Source organism: Chryseobacterium tongliaonense (assembly GCF_041224435.1).
Taxonomy (GTDB): Bacteria; Bacteroidota; Bacteroidia; order Flavobacteriales; family Weeksellaceae; genus Chryseobacterium; species Chryseobacterium tongliaoense.
The window spans coordinates 348,130-368,610 of sequence record NZ_JBGFFD010000003.1; the positions used below are offsets into that span (position 1 = coordinate 348,130).

The 20,481-nt window shown below is 35.2% G+C and carries 17 protein-coding genes; all 17 read right to left on the minus strand.

All coding sequences use genetic code 11. From position 1 onward, the window contains the following. Positions 1 to 11: 11 nt before the first annotated feature. On the minus strand, positions 12 to 1,154 hold the full coding sequence (locus AB8P06_RS09130) for a LegC family aminotransferase (RefSeq protein ID WP_369840974.1): 1,143 nt from the start codon (positions 1,152 to 1,154) through the stop codon (positions 12 to 14). A 2-nt stretch (positions 1,155 to 1,156) separates the two neighbouring features. After that, on the minus strand, positions 1,157 to 2,344 hold the full coding sequence (locus tag AB8P06_RS09135) for a UDP-N-acetylglucosamine 4,6-dehydratase (RefSeq protein ID WP_369840691.1): 1,188 nt from the start codon (positions 2,342 to 2,344) through the stop codon (positions 1,157 to 1,159). Positions 2,345 to 2,348: 4 nt separating this feature from the next. Continuing rightward, on the minus strand, positions 2,349 to 3,557 hold the full coding sequence (wecC, locus tag AB8P06_RS09140) for a UDP-N-acetyl-D-mannosamine dehydrogenase (protein WP_369840692.1): 1,209 nt from the start codon (positions 3,555 to 3,557) through the stop codon (positions 2,349 to 2,351). A 16-nt stretch (positions 3,558 to 3,573) separates the two neighbouring features. After that, complete coding sequence (wecB, locus tag AB8P06_RS09145) at positions 3,574 to 4,692, minus strand: non-hydrolyzing UDP-N-acetylglucosamine 2-epimerase (RefSeq protein ID WP_369840694.1); 1,119 nt, start codon at positions 4,690 to 4,692, stop codon at positions 3,574 to 3,576. 21 nt (positions 4,693 to 4,713) lie between these two features. Next, on the minus strand, positions 4,714 to 6,018 hold the full coding sequence (locus AB8P06_RS09150) for a nucleotide sugar dehydrogenase (protein ID WP_369840695.1): 1,305 nt from the start codon (positions 6,016 to 6,018) through the stop codon (positions 4,714 to 4,716). A gap of 54 nt (positions 6,019 to 6,072) precedes the next feature. Then, a complete protein-coding gene (locus tag AB8P06_RS09155) occupies positions 6,073 to 8,409 on the minus strand; it encodes a GumC family protein (protein WP_369840696.1) in 2,337 nt (778 codons plus the stop codon). Positions 8,410 to 8,417: 8 nt separating this feature from the next. Next, on the minus strand, positions 8,418 to 9,206 hold the full coding sequence (locus tag AB8P06_RS09160) for a polysaccharide biosynthesis/export family protein (RefSeq protein ID WP_369840697.1): 789 nt from the start codon (positions 9,204 to 9,206) through the stop codon (positions 8,418 to 8,420). A 116-nt stretch (positions 9,207 to 9,322) separates the two neighbouring features. Continuing rightward, positions 9,323 to 10,132 carry a polysaccharide biosynthesis/export family protein gene (locus tag AB8P06_RS09165; RefSeq protein WP_369840699.1) on the minus strand — a complete coding sequence of 270 codons (810 nt, stop codon included), beginning with the start codon at positions 10,130 to 10,132 and terminating at the stop codon, positions 9,323 to 9,325. Positions 10,133 to 10,172: 40 nt separating this feature from the next. Next, positions 10,173 to 12,128, minus strand: a complete 1,956-nt coding sequence (locus tag AB8P06_RS09170) for a polysaccharide biosynthesis protein (protein WP_369840700.1) — start codon at positions 12,126 to 12,128, stop codon at positions 10,173 to 10,175. Positions 12,129 to 12,413: 285 nt separating this feature from the next. Next, on the minus strand, positions 12,414 to 12,683 hold the full coding sequence (locus AB8P06_RS09175; protein WP_369840701.1) for a hypothetical protein: 270 nt from the start codon (positions 12,681 to 12,683) through the stop codon (positions 12,414 to 12,416). 10 nt (positions 12,684 to 12,693) lie between these two features. Next, the gene (locus AB8P06_RS09180) at positions 12,694 to 16,056 is read right to left on the minus strand and encodes a RemA C-terminal-like gliding motility protein (protein WP_369840703.1); all 3,363 of its coding nucleotides are present in this window, start codon (positions 16,054 to 16,056) and stop codon (positions 12,694 to 12,696) included. 74 nt (positions 16,057 to 16,130) lie between these two features. Continuing rightward, positions 16,131 to 16,598: a regulatory protein RecX gene (locus AB8P06_RS09185; RefSeq protein ID WP_369840976.1), complete on the minus strand. Its 468-nt coding sequence runs from the start codon at positions 16,596 to 16,598 to the stop codon at positions 16,131 to 16,133. A 55-nt stretch (positions 16,599 to 16,653) separates the two neighbouring features. Then, a complete protein-coding gene (gene glyA / locus AB8P06_RS09190; protein WP_369840705.1) occupies positions 16,654 to 17,919 on the minus strand; it encodes a serine hydroxymethyltransferase in 1,266 nt (421 codons plus the stop codon). A gap of 111 nt (positions 17,920 to 18,030) precedes the next feature. Beyond that, a complete protein-coding gene (locus AB8P06_RS09195; protein WP_369840707.1) occupies positions 18,031 to 18,450 on the minus strand; it encodes an arsenate reductase ArsC in 420 nt (139 codons plus the stop codon). A gap of 132 nt (positions 18,451 to 18,582) precedes the next feature. Next, on the minus strand, positions 18,583 to 19,056 hold the full coding sequence (locus tag AB8P06_RS09200; protein ID WP_369840709.1) for a DUF6428 family protein: 474 nt from the start codon (positions 19,054 to 19,056) through the stop codon (positions 18,583 to 18,585). Between the two features lie 56 nt (positions 19,057 to 19,112). After that, a complete protein-coding gene (locus tag AB8P06_RS09205; protein WP_369840710.1) occupies positions 19,113 to 19,439 on the minus strand; it encodes an ArsR/SmtB family transcription factor in 327 nt (108 codons plus the stop codon). 122 nt (positions 19,440 to 19,561) lie between these two features. Next, a complete protein-coding gene (locus AB8P06_RS09210) occupies positions 19,562 to 20,467 on the minus strand; it encodes an NAD(P)/FAD-dependent oxidoreductase (protein ID WP_369840712.1) in 906 nt (301 codons plus the stop codon). Positions 20,468 to 20,481 lie beyond the last annotated feature (14 nt).

The following is a 20,481-nucleotide window of genomic DNA, read 5'->3' on the forward strand; positions in this document are numbered from 1 at the left end:
ATATCTATATTTTATCTGACGCTACTTGGAATATTTACTATTCTTTCTTCTAAAAACTCTGCATTGGTTTGTGCATCACGCTGACAATGTTCATACATTGGCAAACGATAGGTAAGTGTCCAGATAGGACGGGTCATAATCCCCTGTTCATTTGTCAATTTTAAGAAATTATCTCTTTCTGTTTTGTTTTCCAATTCAACGCACATTAACCAATAATTCGCTTTCGTATCAGGTGTTTCCTGACGAAATCTGATTCCTAAACCTTTAAATAGTTCTGAATAAGCCAATGCCAAAGATCTTTTATCTTCAATAAAAGTATTAAGCTGCTCTAACTGTGCACATGCCAATGCTGCATTCAGATTAGGCATTCTGAAATTGTACCCCAGCTCATCATGGAAAAACTCATAAGGGTGAGGTCTTTTGGCAGTTGTTGTAAGATATTTTGCATGCTTGGCAAGTTCAATATCATTTGTAACAATTGATCCACCACCACCACAGGTTACTGTTTTATTTCCATTAAAGGAAAAACCTCCCAATAAACCTAAAGTCCCGGTATGTTTTCCTTTATAATAACTGCCTAAGGATTCTGCTGAATCTTCTACTAGCGGTATATTCCATTTAGAGCATATTTCTAATAATTCATCCATATGCACCGGAAAACCAAACGTATGCATAGGCATACAAGCGGCTATTCTTTTACCTGTAGATTTGTTGAAACACCCATTATCCCTTATTTCGCCAAACCCTTCCAGGAAAGCTTCAACTGCTTTTGGAGACAATCCCATCGTATCAAGGTCAACATCTAAGAAAATAGGGGTAGCATTATTATATGCAATTGCGTTGGCCGTAGCAATAAATGATAATGCCTGTGTGATTACTTCATCTCCCGGTTGTACTCCGGTAAGCCTTAAGGCAACCTGTAATGAAGAAGTACCATTAACAACAGCCACTGCTTTTGCAGCTCCTGTGATGTCCTCCATCATATTTTCAAATTGATCTACATAAGCTCCTACTGATGATACAAAAGTGGAATCAATCGTATCATTCAAATATTTTTTTTCATTCCCACGAAAACGAGGTTCGTGTAACGGAATAAACTGATCAGTTTTATATTGATCTCTGATAAACGAGACCATTTGTTGAATATGCTCCATCATTACATTTTGGAATCTAAATATTTCCCTGTTTCTTTATGTCCAAAGTCTGGAATCATAGCAAAAAACAGATCTACAATTTTTTCTTTTTCCCATTTACGGGCAGTTTTCATTGAATTAATATTTTCTTCAAATAAATTCAATTTATCTTCTTCAATATTCAGCTCATTTTTAATAACTCCAAGGTTTTCAAAACGATCCATATCTAAAACTTCCTTATCTGTAAAGAACTCTTCAAAATCTTTTTCACCTGTAGTATCACTTCCGGTGAATAAGCATGGCCATTTACCTTGTTGCGGCAAAGTATGAACCAATTCTCTGGCTTCATTTTCGTCTTTACATAAATAAGGCTCATAGCCAATTTCTTTTAAATATTTTTCAGCTATTTCCGCAAAGGTTATTAAATGAAGATTTTCACTTAGCTTTGGAAAGAAGATATCTCTGTTTTCTCCAAAAATACAAGACATCAGACATAATTCACCGGATTCTTTTGGAATAACAAAATATCTTTTGATATCATTAGGTGCTACAATAGGCTGTTTCTTTTCTATACGTTTATTAAATCCATATAACAAAGAGCCGTCTGAGAATGCTACGTTTGCAAAACGTGCTGTAGAAATTGCGATATCTTTGCTTCTGCGCATTAAAAACATTTCCATTATGCGTTTAGAAGCCCCCATCATATTTACAGGGTTAGCTGCTTTATCTGTGGAAACACAAAAATACTTCTTCACTCCTTTTTCAATAGACTGCTGTAAAGTTTTATCTGTATTAAAAACATTTACATCAATCATTCGCATCAGAGTATAAGGATCTTTTTCACTTCTTACATGCTTTAATGCTGAAAGGTTTAGAACATAGTCATAATCCCCATTGGCTTCCCAGAAAGCATCATACTCAATGGAACCGATATCCAATGCAAAAGTTTGGAAATCACCGTCGATATACCCAAATAAACTTCTGATATCACGAACCAGCTCAACCATATTGTTTTCACTGATATCAACAACATGAAGCTTTTTAGGATTCCGTTTAAAAATCTCTTTAGTTGTTGCAGAACCTATTGATCCGGCACCTCCGATTACCAAAAATTTCGAGGACGAAACAATTGATTTCAATTCAGCTTCATGATTTTGTATATCATTAGAAAATAATTCTTTAGATCTACCTATAAGATTAAGTATATTCATGTTTTTATTTTACAATTCCACAAAAATCCAACACAACCTGATTTTCTTTGAACGATAAATTTTTAAATTCATTATGTGCCACAAGTAAAACAACGATATCAGCTTTTTCCGCAGCAATCTGATAATCTGTCAGTTTAAATACTTTATGCTCATGTACATTAGGTTCTACAATGAATAGATCTGCATCACCAGAATCCTGTAAAACACGTTCTGTAATCTGAATAGCAGGAGATTCACGTAAATCATCAATATTGGGTTTAAAAGCTAATCCCATAATAGCGATTGACGGCTCACGACCATTTTTCAATTCAAATTCTAAACGCGTATTTTTAATTTTCTCTGCACACCAGAACGATTTATAATTATTTGTTTCTCGTGCCTGTGCAATAATTCTGGACTCCATCGGGAATTCCGCTACAATAAAGTAAGGATCAACGGCGATACAATGTCCTCCTACACCACAACCCGGTTGTAAAATATTAACACGAGGATGTTTATTTGCCAGTGCAATTAATTCCCATACATTAATTCCTGCTTTATCACAAATCAAAGATAATTCGTTTGCAAAGGCAATCTGTACATCACGAGATGAATTTTCAGTTAATTTACACATCTCTGCAGTACGTGAATTGGTAGAATGTAATTCTCCCTGTACAAATTGTCTGTAAAATGCCAATGCTTTTTGTGTGGATTCTTCATTTACCCCACCTATTACACGATCGTTATTTACCAACTCATACATTACGTTTCCAGGTAAAACTCTCTCCGGGCAGTATGCTAAATAAATTTTATTTTCTAGCTCTGGTCTCTCTGCAAAAATGTATTCCATCATTTTTTCTGTAGTTCCCACAGGTGAGGTAGATTCTATGATGTATAAGTCTCCTTCTTTTAACAGAGGAATAATGGCTGTAGTAGCTGATTTTACATAAGAGATATCCGGTTCATGATTTCCTTTAAAAGGTGTTGGAACCACCACTAAATAAGTTTCGGCAGTTACCGGTTTGGTATCTGCTCTAAGAAAACCATCTGCTACTGCTTTTGCGACAGCCTGATCCAGTTCAGGTTCCACAATATGGATCTTACCAGCATTAATGATATCAACAACATGTTGTGATATGTCTACTCCATGAACGGGTATCTTATTATTTGCAATTAATGCAGAAGTTGGTAACCCTATATATCCCAACCCTATTGTGACTACTTTTGGATTCATATTATTTTCTATTCAATTATTTTGTTTTGATAAATTCTGCTATACGTGCGCAAGCTTTTCCATCACCATAAGGATTGTGTAACTCGCTCATCGATTGATAACGATTTTTATCATCTAATAGATTTTGTGTTTCTGATACAATTTTATTTTTATCTGTTCCTACCAGGATTACTGTCCCGGCATCTACAGCTTCCGGCCGTTCTGTGGTATCTCTCATCACCAAAACAGGTTTTCCAAGGCTGGGTGCCTCTTCCTGTACTCCTCCTGAATCTGTAATAATCATATATGACTGATTCATCAGCCATACAAATGCAGGATATGCCAAAGGATCGATGAGTTGTATATTATCGATTCCCGAAAGAATTTCATAAACCGGAACTTTCACATTCGGATTTAAATGTACAGGATAAATGATTTGTACATCCGGATTGTTTACACCTATTTCTTTTAAAGCTTCACAGATATTAATAAATCCCTGACCATGATTTTCTCTCCTGTGTCCGGTTACTAATATTAGCTTTTTATCTGGATCAACAATTGTTTTTAAATATTCAATTTCCTGATTTTCGATTGTGTTTATACGAACAGAACTGTCTAAAAGAGCATCGATTACCGTATTCCCGGTAACCAGAATGCTATTCTCCTTTACATTTTCCTGTAATAAATTATCTCTGGAATTAACTGTAGGTGCAAAATGATAATCTGCAATTCGTCCGGCTACCTGGCGGTTGATTTCTTCCGGAAACGGAGAACGTTTGTTGTGGGTTCTCAGCCCAGCTTCAACGTGACAAACTTTTGCTCCTGAATAAAAAGAAGCAATACTTGCAGCCATCGTTGTAGTAGTATCCCCGTGTACATAAACAAAATCCGGTTTAAAATCTTCTAAAACAGGTTTCAGCTGGGTAATAATATCTGCAGTCAAAGAGTACAAATTTTGGTTTGGTCTCATTAAATCCAGGTCATAATCAGGCTGTATGTCGAAAAAATCCAAAACCTGATCTAGCATTTCTCTATGCTGTGCTGTTACACACACTTTTGTGTCAAAATCATCATGTTTTAAAAATTCTTTAACCAACGGAGCCATTTTTATTGCTTCGGGACGAGTTCCAAAAACGATAAGATGTTTTGTTTTCATAATTTATATATAATATTAAACTTATAATCTGGCATCAAATTCTTTTAAAATTCCTTTTACATCATATATCACATTATTCTTTTTTAAATACTGAGATAAGTTTAAACTTATAAATTCTTTATGTGAAACAGTAAGGATAACTGCATCAAATTTCTCATTTATTTCACTTAATGAATCTACAGATTGAATTCCATATTCATGCATAACTTCCGCCGGGCTTGCCCATGGATCATAAGTCAACACATCTAACGAATACTCTTTTAAACTTTTAATGACATCAGCGGCTTTAGTATTTCTTACATCAGGGCAGTTTTCTTTAAAAGTAATACCCAGATTCAGTACTTTAGCTCCGTTTACAGATATCCCTTTCTTAATCATCGTTTTTACAACCTGAGAAGCCACAAATGCCCCCATAGAATCATTTAATCTTCTTGCTGTTAATATTAATTCAGAATAATATCCTACATCCTGAGCTTTCTGTGCTAAATAAAAAGGGTCAACACCTATACAGTGTCCGCCCACAAGGCCCGGTTTAAAAGGTAAAAAATTCCACTTAGTACCGGCTGCTTCAAGAACAGCATGGGTATCAATGTCTAATAAATTAAATATTTTAGCTAATTCATTAACAAAGGCAATATTAATATCACGTTGTGAGTTTTCAATAACCTTTGATGCTTCAGCCACTTTAATAGTAGGAGCTAGATGTGTTCCTGCAGTAATAACTGATTTATATAATTCATCAACTCTTTTACCAATTTCAGGTGTTGAGCCTGAAGTTACTTTTAAAATCTTGTCTACAGTATGTTCTTTATCTCCAGGATTAATTCTTTCCGGTGAATATCCCGCGAAAAAATCCTGATTAAAGGTTAAGCCTGATATCCTTTCTAATACAGGTATACATTCTTCTTCTGTAACACCAGGGTATACTGTGGATTCAAAAATCACTATATCTCCCTTTTTCAATACCTTTCCAACTGTTTCTGATGCCTTGAATAATGGAGTTAAGTCGGGACGGTTATGTTTATCTACCGGGGTAGGAACCGTAACAATATAGATATTTGCTTCTTTAATTTCATTTAAATCAGAAGAACAATACAAACCTTTATTTTCATCGTTAGAATAAAAAAATGGATTTTTTTTAACCAAAACAGACTGAAGTACATCATCTTCAACTTCAAGTGTAGAATCTATACCTTTATTCAATTCTATAACCCTGTTTTGATTTATATCAAACCCTACTACAGAATATTTTGTAGCAAATAAACGTGCTAAGGGCAGACCTACATATCCTAATCCTATTATAGCAATTTTAATTTGTGTTTTCATATAATATTTTCTTTCATGTAAGCCAATAGCATTTTACAACGTGGTATATAAATATTATTTCTTAAATATTTTTTGCCACCATGTTTCTTGCTTGTCATTTGTGTATCCATAGCCATAGCCATAATTTGAGCCATAACCTCCTACTTGTTTGGAAACATCATTAATTACAAATGAAGTATTTAATAATTTCGAATCTCTGACTAAATCGTTGGCAAAATCGATCAAGATATTTTTTGAAACTCCAGATCTTACAACATATAATGTGGCATCAGCTACATCCGCAATGCTAAGAGTATCTGAAACTAACATTAATGGAGCTGAATCTATAATAATATATGCATATTGAGAAGTCATTTCATGAACAAGTTTCTGATATCTACCATTAGAAAGAAGCTCCTGAGGATTAGGAGGAATGCTTCCTGCATAAATTACATCACAGTAAGGGTTTGTATCTGATGTATGTATTAGCTCTTCAACATTAATCGATTCATCATATAGATATTCCGTTAATCCTTTTCTTTTCATAGGCTCGCTATCATATCGTTGAATCTGTGGGTTTCGAATATCTGATCCTATAAGAAGAGATCTTCCATTTTTATTGGCTAATGTAAGTGCTAAATTAACAGATACAAGGGTTTTTCCTTCTCCTTTTATTGAAGATGTTACTATAATTATTTTGGCTGTGTCTTTAGTTGGTAATACAAACTTAAGATTGGACACCAACACTCTGAATGCTTCTGCCAGTTCTGAAAAATCATTTTTCTGAACCAGATGATTTTCTTTATCCTTAAGAGTAGGTATGTCTGCAAGTACTCCCATAAAAGAACGTTCTTTAATATCTGCTCTATTATAGATTTTATCATCCCACATAAAGAATAAATAAAATGTAATAAAAGGAAATAATAGTCCCAAAATAATTGCTCCAAGAAAAACAACATTTTTCTTAGGAGATACGGGAATATCTTGTGTAAAGGCAGGATTTACAATTTTCGCTTTTGGAACATTTACAGAGAGGTTAATGGCATTTTCTTCTCTTTTCTGTAAAAGGAAAAGAAAAAGTTGTTCTTTAAGATTTTGTTGACGTTCTATGCCACGATAAATCTTTGATTGTCCCGGAACTTTCTCTATAAGTCCGTTATTTGAAGATATTTGTCCGTTCAATTGACTGATAGCAGCTTGTACTGTTGCTTTTTGTTGGCTAATATTATCACGTACAATTTCTTTCAATGCAGAAATCTCCTTATTCATTTCCACTACAGCAGGGTTTTCATTTGTAGCCTGTTTTAAAGTTTTATTTCTACTGATAAGGAGTGTATTATATTGAGAAATAGCCTGTTCCAACGATGGATTAAGCCCAAGATTAGAAGGCATAAGCTGGTTATTTCCTCCTTTAGAAGCTTCCGCACCAAGAGAGTTTAACAAATCTAATTGTGTTTGCTGTTGGAGAAGAGCTTTTGTATTATCACTTGTATTCTGTAGAGCTAGCTGTGCCTGAGCCTCTAGATCAACAATACGATTGCGGTTTTGAAAATCTTCTTTCTGATTTTCAACACCTGAAAGGTCTCTGGTAATTACTTCTAACCTCTTATCTATAAACTCCTGAGTGTTTTGGGCCTGTAGATTCTTATCTCTTAAACCGTCTTGATTATATTGCTTAGCTACTTCATTCAAAATAGCTTCAGACTTTTCAGGAACTGTACCTATTATACTGATCTCCATCAATAGGGCTTTTTGATCCGGTAAATCTACCTGTATTTGCTTTTCTAATCTTTTAACTTTTTCTAAAGGATTTAAAAAAACGACTTTATATTTAGAATTTTTAGGAATTTCTCCGTTTTTATGTAAAATTACTGTTCCAAAATCAAGTTGTAACGGTTTATCAAAAGTCCCATTATTTTTTTTCTTCTCATTTGTTAAAGTAAACTGATTATTTCCTACTTCTTTAACTGTAAATTCCGAAGATTTAAATTTTTTATTATCATTATACACTAATATTTTACCTGTTACCGGTAAATTAGTAAATATTTCCGAGTCTTTTATTTCTCCTTCACTGTAATATTCTACATTCAGATTAAGATTTTTAACAACCTGTGCAAGAATAGGTCTTGAGGTTACCACAGCAACTTCACTTTTTAGTTCATCAGCACCATTTAATCCTATCCCTAAATTATCTAAATCGGCTAAAGCAGATGAAATATCTGTTTCCTTTTTATCAAACTTAAGTGTTGTTTCCGATTGATATTTAGGTACAGCATATCTAAGATAAATATATGCACCTAATAAAAATATAAAAACGGATACAACAAACCACGGCCATTTACGTAAATATTGTCCAATAATTTTTTTTATATCAAGCTTTTCTTCCTTTTCCTGAAATTCTATCTGCTGCATATTTTAATTTATCGGGTTAAAGAAATAATAAGAGTCGCTACTCCTAATGCTGAAGCAATGATCTGAAAAGTAAGAGCTCTGTTGGGGTTAGAATTTGCTTGCACCTGTTTATTTCTATCAGGTTGTACATAGAGTACATCATTCTGTTTCATATAATAATATGGCGAATTTACAATATCCGATCTGGACATATCCAGATTGATTACCTGCTCAGCACCATCATCTCCGGTGCGGATAAGCTTTACGTTTTTACGGTCTCCAAAATCAGTCATATCTCCTGCAAGACTCAATGCCTGAAAAATATTAAGCTTCTGTGAAGCACTTTCTTTTTGTCCCGGAACTTTAACTTCACCTAAAATACTTACATTGAAATTTTTGAGATTAATGGTTACCAAAGGATCAGTAAGATATCTTTTTAAACGGGATTCAAGATCCTGCTTTAATTGTACCTGGGTCATTCCTTTAACATATACATCACCTAATACCGGAAAATTAATATTTCCTTCTGCATTTACTAAATACTCACTAGGCTGCACATATTGATTTACTCCATTGGGAGCTTCACTTCCCACACGGTTTGTGGTATTAAGGTTAAAAGGTTTTACAGCTGCCTCATCAAGAGCAGAAACAAGAATTAAAAGAACATCTCCTTCCTGAATATGTAAGCCTTGAAATTTCGCCTGAGAAATCTCCTGTTCCATATTATGTTCTGACATATACACCATATGTTGCTTTGGTTTACATGATGTTAAAATCACTGTAAGCAATACAAAATATGTAATAATTGTTTTTTTCATATTTTTATTTAAATCTATACTAGAAGTTTTGTGTCCAAAACCTTTTATATTTATTTTTATTTAATTTGTGAATAAGTATCAACCTAAAATTCCAAGAATAATAAGTTTTTTTAATATTAATTTCTGGTTAAAGCTAAAATCCCTATTGCAATTGAAGCTATTACTGATGCTACAGAAATATATAATCCTGTATTGGGATCCAATCTTGCAGATTTTTCTCTGTTGGCATTTGGCTGGACATAGATCACATCATTTTGTTTTAAATAATAGTAAGGTGAATTGATAAAATTCGCACTTGTAAGATCTATTCTCTCTTTGCTGATCTGCCCGTCTATGTTTCTAACGACCAATACATTGTTTCTAACTCCAAAAGGTGTAAGATCTCCGGCTAATCCCAAAGCTCCCAATAAAGTTGTGCTTCCGTCAGGGATTACATAGGTTCCCGGCTTGGTAACTTCTCCCAGAACAGAGACTTTAAAATTAGTAAGCTTAACATCAACAATAGGATTTTTCACATATTCTTTAATACGATCTGCTAATTTTACTTTAAGAGTTTCAACATTTTCATCTTTAGTACTTATTTCTCCAATCTGAGGAAAAATAATATTTCCATCCGTGTCCACAAGGTAAGTGGGCCCTGAAACAGGAATTTGCTGTTGCAGATTATTCGAACTTGGGATACTATACTGAGCAACTGTAGTAGTAGAAGAATAATTCTGATTGAATGGTTTTACTACATCCATATCTTTTGCAGATATTGTAATCACCAACTGGTCTCCAGGCTGTAAAGTACTTCTACTATTTTTAATGGAATTTTCAAGTGCAACACTATCAATATCCTTCATATAATTGATTTCCTGTTTTGCTGTACAGGAAAATAAAATCAGGCCTAAAGCACCACCGTACATAAAATATTTAAAACTCATTCTTGATATTTTTTTCACAAAAATAGCATTATTAATTATTTTACAAATTTTCATCTACAATTGTTTTTTTGTCCAGCACTTCAAATTCTGAATTATTGCTTATAAATTCAGGAACAATTGTTTTCAGTAGGCTAACAACCTGCAACTTATCTCTTTTGATCGCAGACATGATAATTTGTTTAAAAAGAACCTCAACTTCTTCAAATTCCATCAGCGGATCTCTTGAAATCATGATCTTCTCGTGGTGGGTAGGAATCGTAGTTGTGTTATTACTTAAAAGTTCTTCATATAACTTTTCGCCAGGTCTTAAACCAATAAATGTAATTTTGATATCAACATCCGGTGTATAACCTGATAGTTTGATCATTCTTTTGGCTAAATCTAAAATTTTCACAGGTTCACCCATATCAAAAACATAGATCTCACCACCATTCCCCATAGTTCCTGCTTGTAATACCAGTTCACAAGCCTCCGGAATAGTCATAAAATAACGGATGATATCCGGATGTGTAATCGTTACAGGTCCTCCTTTTTCAATCTGCTTTCTGAAATGAGGAATTACCGAGCCATTTGATCCTAAAACATTTCCAAAACGGGTCGTAATAAATTTAGTGACATTCCCCGGTGAATTTTGAAGCGACTGAACGAATAATTCTGCTGCTCTTTTTGAAGCCCCCATTACGTTAGTAGGGTTCACTGCCTTATCCGTAGAAACCATCACAAAACGGTTTACTCTGTATTTTTTAGATAGTAAAGCTAAGTTTTTAGTTCCTAATATATTGACGAAGATAGCTTCATGCGGGTTATCTTCTATAAGAGGCACATGCTTATAAGCGGCAGCATGATATACCATAGAAAACTGGTACGTTTTAAATAATTTCTCCAGTCTGTAGCTATTTGAAATGTCCGCCAGAACAAATTTGAATTTCTGATCCGGGAATTTTTCATATAATTCTAATTCCAGTTCATACAAAGGCGATTCTGCCTGGTCAAGCACTACAATTAATGAAGGATTGAATTGTGAAACCTGCCTTACGATTTCACTCCCGATAGATCCTGCTCCTCCGGTTACTAAAACTGTTTTTTCAAAATGCCTTTTTCTTACATCCTCACTTTCTATTTTAATAGGCTTACGGTTCAGTAAATCTTCTATCTGAAGCTGGCTGATTCCTCCTACTAAATCCGAATCTCTCATTTTGCTGAGTGTAGGAGCTTTTAATACCCTCAATCCGCTATCCAGTCCCAGCGTCATCCATTCTTCGATCTCCTGTTTGGTCATGATTTCTTTAATCAATAAAACCGCATCAAATTGTTTTATCAGTTTCTCATTGCTAAAGAATTGATTTTTGGTATAGATTTTATGCCCCAGTAATATAGCTCTGCGGGAATCTGATCTGTTCGTAAGAAATCCTGCTAAACGATAAGGGTAATTAGGATTATGCATAATAGCCCTGGCTAATGCCACAGATACTTCACCTACTCCTACTACTGCCACTCTTACTTTGGACGAAGCTCCTTTGATATCTATCAAGGCATTGAAGAACTGTTTCGTAATCATTCTGAAAAAGAACATTATAGAAACAGAAATAAGGAAATACAGAAAAAGGTTGGGATACAGGTACAATGAACTGCCCAGCATCAATTCACTTATATAATTAAGTAATAATAGAGTGATAAGTGTACTTCCCGAAGATAATATGATCTTAAAAAAATCAAAGAAAGTAGAATGTCTTATAATACCTGCATATGTTTTAAAAACATACATAAACAGGATATTGACGAATATAACAAGGAATCTTTTTTCCATACGGTATTCTGGAAAATTGACCCTTACAGCCAGATTATCCAGGAATATACGCGAAAGAAATAAAGAAAATAAAACAATCAGAATATCAATAATAATAACCAGCCATCTGGGTACATATCTCAATTCTGTGATTTTCACAATATTATCTCCGTTATACAGAGCACTAAAAGCGTCATACAGCCTTTTCATCAAAACTTAAGTGATTTTTTATTAGTTGTGCAAAGATAATGGATATTATTCACTTTAAAAATGTGGTACTTCATTTTATTTTTTTCACAGCTCATCTCAACGGATAAAATATTTTAATATTTTTTTAATATTTGTAAAATCACAATGCATTATTCGTGCCATTATTAATTCAAAACATATTCTTTCATGTATTATTAAAAAATAATTAAAAGAAGAGAAATGATATATAATAAAAAACTCCTAAAACTTAATGCTTTAGGAGCTAATAACGATATTTAGCTATTATTATTCTGCAATTTTATTTCTTTTTACATGTGCCACTATAATTCCAAGAGCCACCAAAATAAGTACCGGAATATATTGATCTACCGGTGCGGCTTGAGGATCACCCGGATTTCCAGGGAAAATATCCTCTTCAACCATGGTTTCTTCTTCCTCAACGCTGCTGGCTCTTGAAGATTCTTCTCTCATAAATGGGTTATCATTCTCTGATGATTCCTGTGCATATGCAAAGCTTGAAAAAATGATAAGACAAGCTATTATTATTTTATTCATGTTCTTTTTTTTATTTAATTAATTTTTTAGTGTAAGCTTTCCCTTCAGAGATCGCTTTCAAAATATATAATCCTTTTGCATCAAGTCTCAATCTAACTGATTTTGCATTTGCATCAAGTTGTTTAACTTTTCTTCCTGAAGCATCAAAGATTTCTATTTTCTCAATGTTTTTATTATTTTTCACTACAAATTCTTCCCCATCTCTGTATACCTCAAATGCAGAGTTTTCAACTTCATCTGTAGCAAGTACGACAAGTTTTTTGTACACAATTTCGAATCTGGTTGACATATCACCGGCATTAGCAGAGAAAGTATAATTCCCGCTTTGTAAATTGGTGTATGTACCTAATTCTTTATCATGAATATAAATGGCTTGTCCGTTATCAAATATGCCTTCTTTTTTAGTCAATGAAATGGTAAAGTTTCCTGCTTCAAAATGTTTGGCACCCACCGGAACCACATCATCTATATCAAATCCTGCTTTACCCTGAATAACTAATTTTTGTGTTCCGGCCAATGTATAGAATGCATCAGAACCTATAGCCATCGCTTTAGAATCATAAATGTCATAAGCATCTGATGCCTGTGAAAGATAGGCTACTGCAAAAGTATTGCTGGTGTTGTAAGAAGAATTCAATCTTAACCAGAATTTACCTTCTGTAAGTGTATTTACATTTTTATTAAAGAATGTACCGTTATTACCAATTCTCATATTGTTGGTGAAACTTAAAGAAGTATCAGCAGCATTATTGGCTTTTACAAAGAAGCCTTGCCCTACATTCGCTGTATTACCTGTTGGTACTGTTACGATATTAGGTGCAGGAACCCAAACCTGTGTAGCAGGGTTATACGTTGCATATCCAACATTAACGGTGGTAGCACCTCCCTGTGTTGTTACTGAGTTACTTGTATTATCCCAGAAATAAAATGTATTTGAAATTCTTGCTGTGTTAGCTGTATAGAATGCGTTCAGATCCAGGTTTGAAGGGTATGGATTTCCTACAAGGTTGAACCCATTTCCAGCTGTTGAAAGTACTTTTGTATATGTTCCGTTGTTTGGTGTACCTTCAAATGCAAGAGAAGCATTCGCTACCGGAGTTTTAACAGAATACCCTGTACCTGTTGCTGCAATTGTTGAAGCAGCATTTACAAAATAATCAGTAGCTGTGTTATATTGTGTAATGAATGCAGGTGTAACTCCTGTTCCGTAAACTGTTAACAGATCCTGATCAGCTACCGGTGAAGACCAGAATGCATATTTATCCAAAGCGCTGATTCCGTTTTTCAATACTTTAAATGCACCTGTATAATTCAATGCGGAACCGTCTTTCTGAACAAGGTTTCCTCCGTTTTCCACAGTAATATCAAGAGCACTCACTGTATTACCGGAAGTAATTTCCAGAACACCTCCATTTTTAATGGTAATATTTTTAGCAGTGAAAGCCGGGTTTGTATTGGTAGAGTAAGCACCGGTGATGATTACATCTTTATTATCGGGATTTCCGTTAGACCATGTCGTTCCGTTCCAGATGGTAGATTCCACTAATTTGAACAGCTGTAATTCCTGTTGTGCATTGTTTCCATAAGCTGCAAAACGCGGGCTCCCATTGTTATATGAAAGTTGTCTTACAGGAGTTGCCAGGTTATTTACCGTAAACTTACTGCTTCCGTAAGTAAATGTCCATCTGTTGGTATTAGCAGGAGCATCTTCAATAGAAGCAGAATTACCTGATGACCATCCTACATATTTACCTATAACTTCGTTATAAATTGTTTTTGTACCGGTACCATCAGCTTTAATCAACCATACATTGTTTTGTACAGGATTAAGGATAATGTTTCCTGTAACGTTTGAGTTGTCACTTACGAAATATCCTGTTGTTGCAGTTCCTGTTCTTCCGTTAGTCATTAAAAACTCATCCGTTTCATTGGTAATAACATAATATCCGTCTGATAAATCTGCTGCAGAAGTAATTTTTTCAAATCTACCGATTCCGTTGTATACAACCGGATCATTGGCAACTGTCAGAGTGATCTGCTGGCTGAATGCGTTCCAGTTATTGTTTCCTGCCTGTGTAGCAGTAATTGTAGTTGTCCCAACGCCTGCTATTGTTACCGTGTTTCCGGATATTGTTGCAACCGCTGTATTAGAGCTGTTATAAATTACCTGTAAATTGGCTGCATCTGTATTAGCCGGGAAGCTGAAAGCAGGACTGCTCAGATATTTAGTAAGATCTGAAAAACCTGTCAGAGTCTGAGTTCCTTTTCCGATGGTGAAAGTAATTGTTGCCGCAGCTGAAGTTCCTGCATTATTGGTTGCAGTTACGTCTGCTGTAAAAGTTCCTGCTGTAACAGGTGTTCCGGAAATTGCTCCTGTAGATGTATTTAATGAAAGTCCGTCAGGCAATGTATTACCGGAAACCAATGCATAAGAAATCGGGTTTTGCGTTGCAGCAATATTCTGAGAGAAGGCTGTTCCTACTGTTCCTGTAAATGAAGATGCCGTTACTGTTGGAACTGCTACCACGCTTCCTCCTAATGAAATGCTTGTTGCTGATGCCAAACCTCCTCCTGAAATTGTAAGATTTCCGGAATAAGAACCAACAGTCAGGCCGCTTTTTAAACGTACATACACATTCTGATTTGCAAATGCACCGTTTGAATACCCTGTAATCGCTTTTGTAGCTGCAAAATCATTTCCGCCTGTCAGAGATACTTCAAAATTAGCAGGTGCTGAAATTGTAACATCTGATCCGTCTAAATTGGAACCTGATGCAGAAATAGACTGGTTTGCTGACGGTCCATTATTTTCCACATAAGAGAATGAAGTAAATGTACCTGTTGTAGAGAGACTCGGTGAAGATACACTCGCTACCGTAGTTGTAAAATTGTCTACATACAGTGTAGCTCCGGTTCTGTAAACCTGAATTTTATTAACTGTAGCGCTGTTGATCGCAATCGTTCTTGTAGAAGATGTGGTTCCCGCTGTAAATGGAGATCCGGGAGCTGGTGTCCATGTCTGTCCATTGTCTTCAGAAACATTCACCTGATAGCCACCCGAAGCTGTAGAAGCCACTACTGTAAAGCTTACCGTACCTACTCCACCGGTTAAAGTAGGAGTAATGATCTGAGCTGCGGTAGCACTTCTTATCTGTGCAGATTTTGTTCCGGCAGTTGCACCGGTAGTTCCTGTGATTACATCTTTAATCTGCCATGAGCCACTGCTCAAAGTTGCGGATGATAATGTTGAGTTATAACTTGAAGGTAGGCCGGACTCAAAACTTTCAGTAATTTGTCCCCAACCCCAGACCGAAAAAAAGGTCAGGAAAAACGCCAATGTCGTTTTTCTAACATAGGATAAATGTCGTTTCATAAGGTTTAAAATAATTTTTACGCAAAACTATTTTATTTTGACCTCATCTATTTTTCGGGAAAGTTATGGTTGTGTTAAGTTTCCATAATATTAAGTATTACATCATATTCAAAACCCTTGCTGATCAAATATTTTATGGTTTTGGCTTTTCTCTGGTATTCTTTTAACCCTTTCTGTTTCTCATAATAATCTTCAAAAATCTTCCTGATGGTTTTTTCATAATCAGTTTCGTCAATCTCATCAAAAGATTTATTGATCAGCTTTTCGGGAACCTGTTTCTGCTTTAAATTGATCCTGATTTTATTCCGGCCCCAGTGTTTTATATAAAATTTCCCTCTGATATAACTTCGGGTGAATCTTTCTTCATTTAAGTAATTTTCTCTCAGGAGATAAAGCATGATTTCTTCTTTGGCTTCATCAATTAATAGAAATTCTCTCATCTTCTGCTCTACTTCAGCATGGCAACGGTCCTGATAAACACAATAATTGACCAGTTTTAGTTTTATTTCGTCAAAAGTAAAAGACTTCTTTTCCATAGACAGTATAAAAAAAGAATGAGCACAGGCCCATTCTTTATATTTTTAATTCCGGTAAATATTAATAATTAAATAATGCCTTACCTTCCATTAATTCATTAACTTTTTTTCTAACCGAAGCAAGAACTTCTTCATTTTTGATATTGTCAACTACTTCAGAGATTAGCTCAGAAATTGTTTCCATATCATTTTCTTTCAATCCTCTTGTTGTAATTGCAGCAGTTCCCAATCTGATTCCGGAAGTTGTGAATGGTGATTTATCATCAAACGGAACCATGTTTTTGTTACAGGTAATATCTGCCAGTACCAAAGCTTTTTCAGTTTCTTTCCCGTTTACCCCTTTATTTCTAAGGTCTACCAGCATCAGGTGATTATCTGTACCGCCGCTTACAATATCAAATCCTCTGCTGATCATTGCTTTTGCCAAAGCCTGTGCATTAGATTTCACCTGTTTTGCATAGGTTTCAAACTGAGTATCCAAAGCTTCACCAAAAGCTACTGCTTTTCCGGCAATGACGTGCTCCAGCGGACCACCCTGAATTCCAGGGAAAACAGCTCCATCCAATACCTGGCTCATCATTTTAATTTCTCCTTTTGGAGTTTTATGTCCGTATGTATTTTCGAAATCTTTACCCATCATGATCATCCCTCCTCTCGGACCTCTCAAAGTCTTGTGAGTCGTCGTCGTTACAACGTGACAGTGCTCAAACGGAGAATTTAATAATCCTTTTGCTACCAGACCTGCAGGGTGAGCGATATCTGCCCAAAGTGTAGCTCCGATCTCATCGGCAACTTCTCTGAATTTAGCATAATCCAGATCTCTTGAATAGGCAGAGAAACCTGCAATAAGCATTTTCGGTCTTTCTCTTAAAGCCACTTCTCTCATCTGATCATAATCGATCAAACCGGTTTCCTGCTGCACTCCGTAAGAAACCACATTATACTGGATTCCTGAGAAATTTACTGCAGAACCGTGGGTAAGGTGCCCCCCCATTGAAAGATCCATTCCCATGATTTTATCTCCGGGTTTTAAAACTGCAAGATAAATAGCTGCATTCGCCTGAGATCCTGAGTGCGGCTGAACGTTTACATAGTCTACACCGAAAAGCTCTTTTGCTCTGTTGATCGCTAAAGTTTCAACCTCATCTACTACTTCACAACCACCGTAATATCTTTTTCCGGGGTACCCTTCCGCATATTTGTTAGTCAATACGCTTCCCATAGCTTTCATTACATTATCAGAAACAAAGTTTTCTGATGCAATCAGCTCTAATCCATGGGATTGTCTTTGTCTTTCTTTTTCAATCAGGTCGAAAATAATATCCATTTACTTTTAGTTTTTTAGATTTTCACCCCCAAATGTACGGAATTTCCCACTAGATTTCAACACCCGGAAATATGATTTTTGCAATTAACATTTCACACAAATCTTATGCTTTCACGATAAATTTTCAATTGTAAATCGTTGACAATACGCTTTTATCTGATCCCGAACCCTCCTAAACTGCTGATTAATTTCATCTTCCGTACCCGTAGCCTTTACCGGATCGGGAAAGTTATAATGGAACTTTTGAGCTTTAGTCGGAAAATACGGACAGTTTTCTTTAGCATGATCACAAACGGTAATCACAAAATCAAAATCAATATCCTTGTATTCATCAATCTGATTTGAGGTGTGATCTGATATATCAATTCCATCCTCAGCCATTGTTTTTACAGCTTTAGGATTTACGCCGTGGATTTCAATTCCTGCACTGTAAACATCTGTTTTTCCTTCAGTAAAATATCTTAAATATCCTTCTGCAATCTGACTTCTGCAGCTGTTTCCCGTACAAAGTACCAATAGTTTCTTTTTCATAGTTTTAAACACATAACCAGATTAAGTTGATAATACAGAACTTAGGATCAAATCCGAAAATGAGCTGTAATACAACAACAGAACCTGTTATTATGATCGGTTTTTTATATTGAATTAATTTAGCTTTCATGATTAGCAGCAACCGGAATTTGATGTACAGCGTGATTCCGTATTACCTTTTAATTCATTAAGATTTAATTTTTGTTTCTCCTGAGGGATTCCACAGGCATCTTTAGCGAGACATGCGGTTACTTTATTTTTCAGGATGAAATTTTCACCATTAAAGTCAAGATCATATTTCCCAATCGTATTATCCTGATACTCCACTTCAATTTCAAAATCTCCGATGCCCAGTTTCTCTTCAGACAGATTGATAATGTGTAAAAGCTTACCGGGTTTTAAGCGATGTTCATAATCATCAGCATTCCAGAGTTGGAAATTAACTTTTTCTTCTTTTCTGATGGTTGCGCCACAATCTATAAAATTTTTATTGACCATTCCTATCTCTGTCACATGAAAATGTTCCGGTACAAATGTCCCGTCTTCCAATTGAAACTCTACATTCTCTAATGATGGCAAAATGTTTTTAATTTCAGATAATTTCATTTTTAAATTTTTAATTGTTATAATGCAATATTACGATAATGATGAATAAAAAAATTTCAGCAACAATCTCTCTTCTTAACAGCAGAAATAATGTCAGAAAACCAAATATTCAAAACTTCAAAAGCTTTTTCATCGATACAATAGCAAATCGTATTTCCTTCAATACTTCCTTTGATAAGCCCTGCATTCTTAAGTTCTTTCAGGTGCTGGGAAATGGTTGGCTGAGCAAGGGGTAATTCATTCACGATATCACCACAAATGCATTCGTTCACTTTAAGCAAATATTCTACAATAGCTACCCTTGCAGGATGTCCCAAAGCTTTTGCAATCATCGCTATCCTGTTTTGCTTCTCAGTAAAAAAATCTGTTTTTGTAGCACCCATTTTACAATAGTTTATATCGCAATATTACGATAATAAATAATTCCAACCAACTCTTTCTCTAAATTTCATAAAAAAACCTTGCCGATAAACAGCAAGGACTCCAAAAACATTTTATAATAAAGTTAAAACTTTTCGTCAATCAGTTCTTTATTTACCATAGCTCCCGTAAGGTTTCCCTGAGCTACGGCATGGGCTACGGAACGCATCATGCTTACATTGTCTCCACAAGCATATAAGCCGCTTACATTTGTTTTTTGAAAATGATCTGTTTTGATCAATCCGTGTTCATTTAATTCGCAGCCCAGGTCTTCAGCAACATTCAGGTTTTGTTCAAAAGGTATTTTAGCATATAAAGCTTTTAATGAAACTTCTTTTCCGTTGTGGAAGAGCACTTTCTGAATATGCCCATTATTATGTATGATTTCTTTGATTTCATCTTCATTTACAATAATATGGTGCTCATTTAATTTCTCAAACTGTTCGGGAGTGAAAGTAGCCTTTCCATTGGTAAATAAAGTAAGGTCTTTGGTCCAGTGGGCAATCATTTTGGAAAATTCATACGCAATATCTCCGTTGGCAAGAATTCCGGTCGTTTCATTTCTCACTTCATATCCATGGCAATACGGGCAATGAATAACAGAAATTCCCCAACATTCGTTAAATCCGGGAATATCCGGTTTAATATCTTTAATTCCTGTGGCAACAATCAGCTTTTTAGAGCTTAATTTCTCTCCTGCAGCGGTTTCAATTTCAAAGCCTTCAGAAGTTTTAACAGTTTTCACCACTAATCCGTCGTGAAATTGTACCGTATCATATTTCTTCACCTGCTCTTTTGCTGTTGTGCTTATTTCTTTCGGAGTTTTTCCATCCTGCGTCAGAAAATTATGGGAATGTGGGGTTTGCTCATTGCAGGGCTTTCCGCTGTCGATAATTAAAATATTTCTTAAAGATCTTCCTAAAGCCATTCCGGCTGAAAGTCCTGAATAACTTCCGCCTATTATGATTACGTCAAAAAACCGGTTGTCCATGAGAGGTGTTTTTA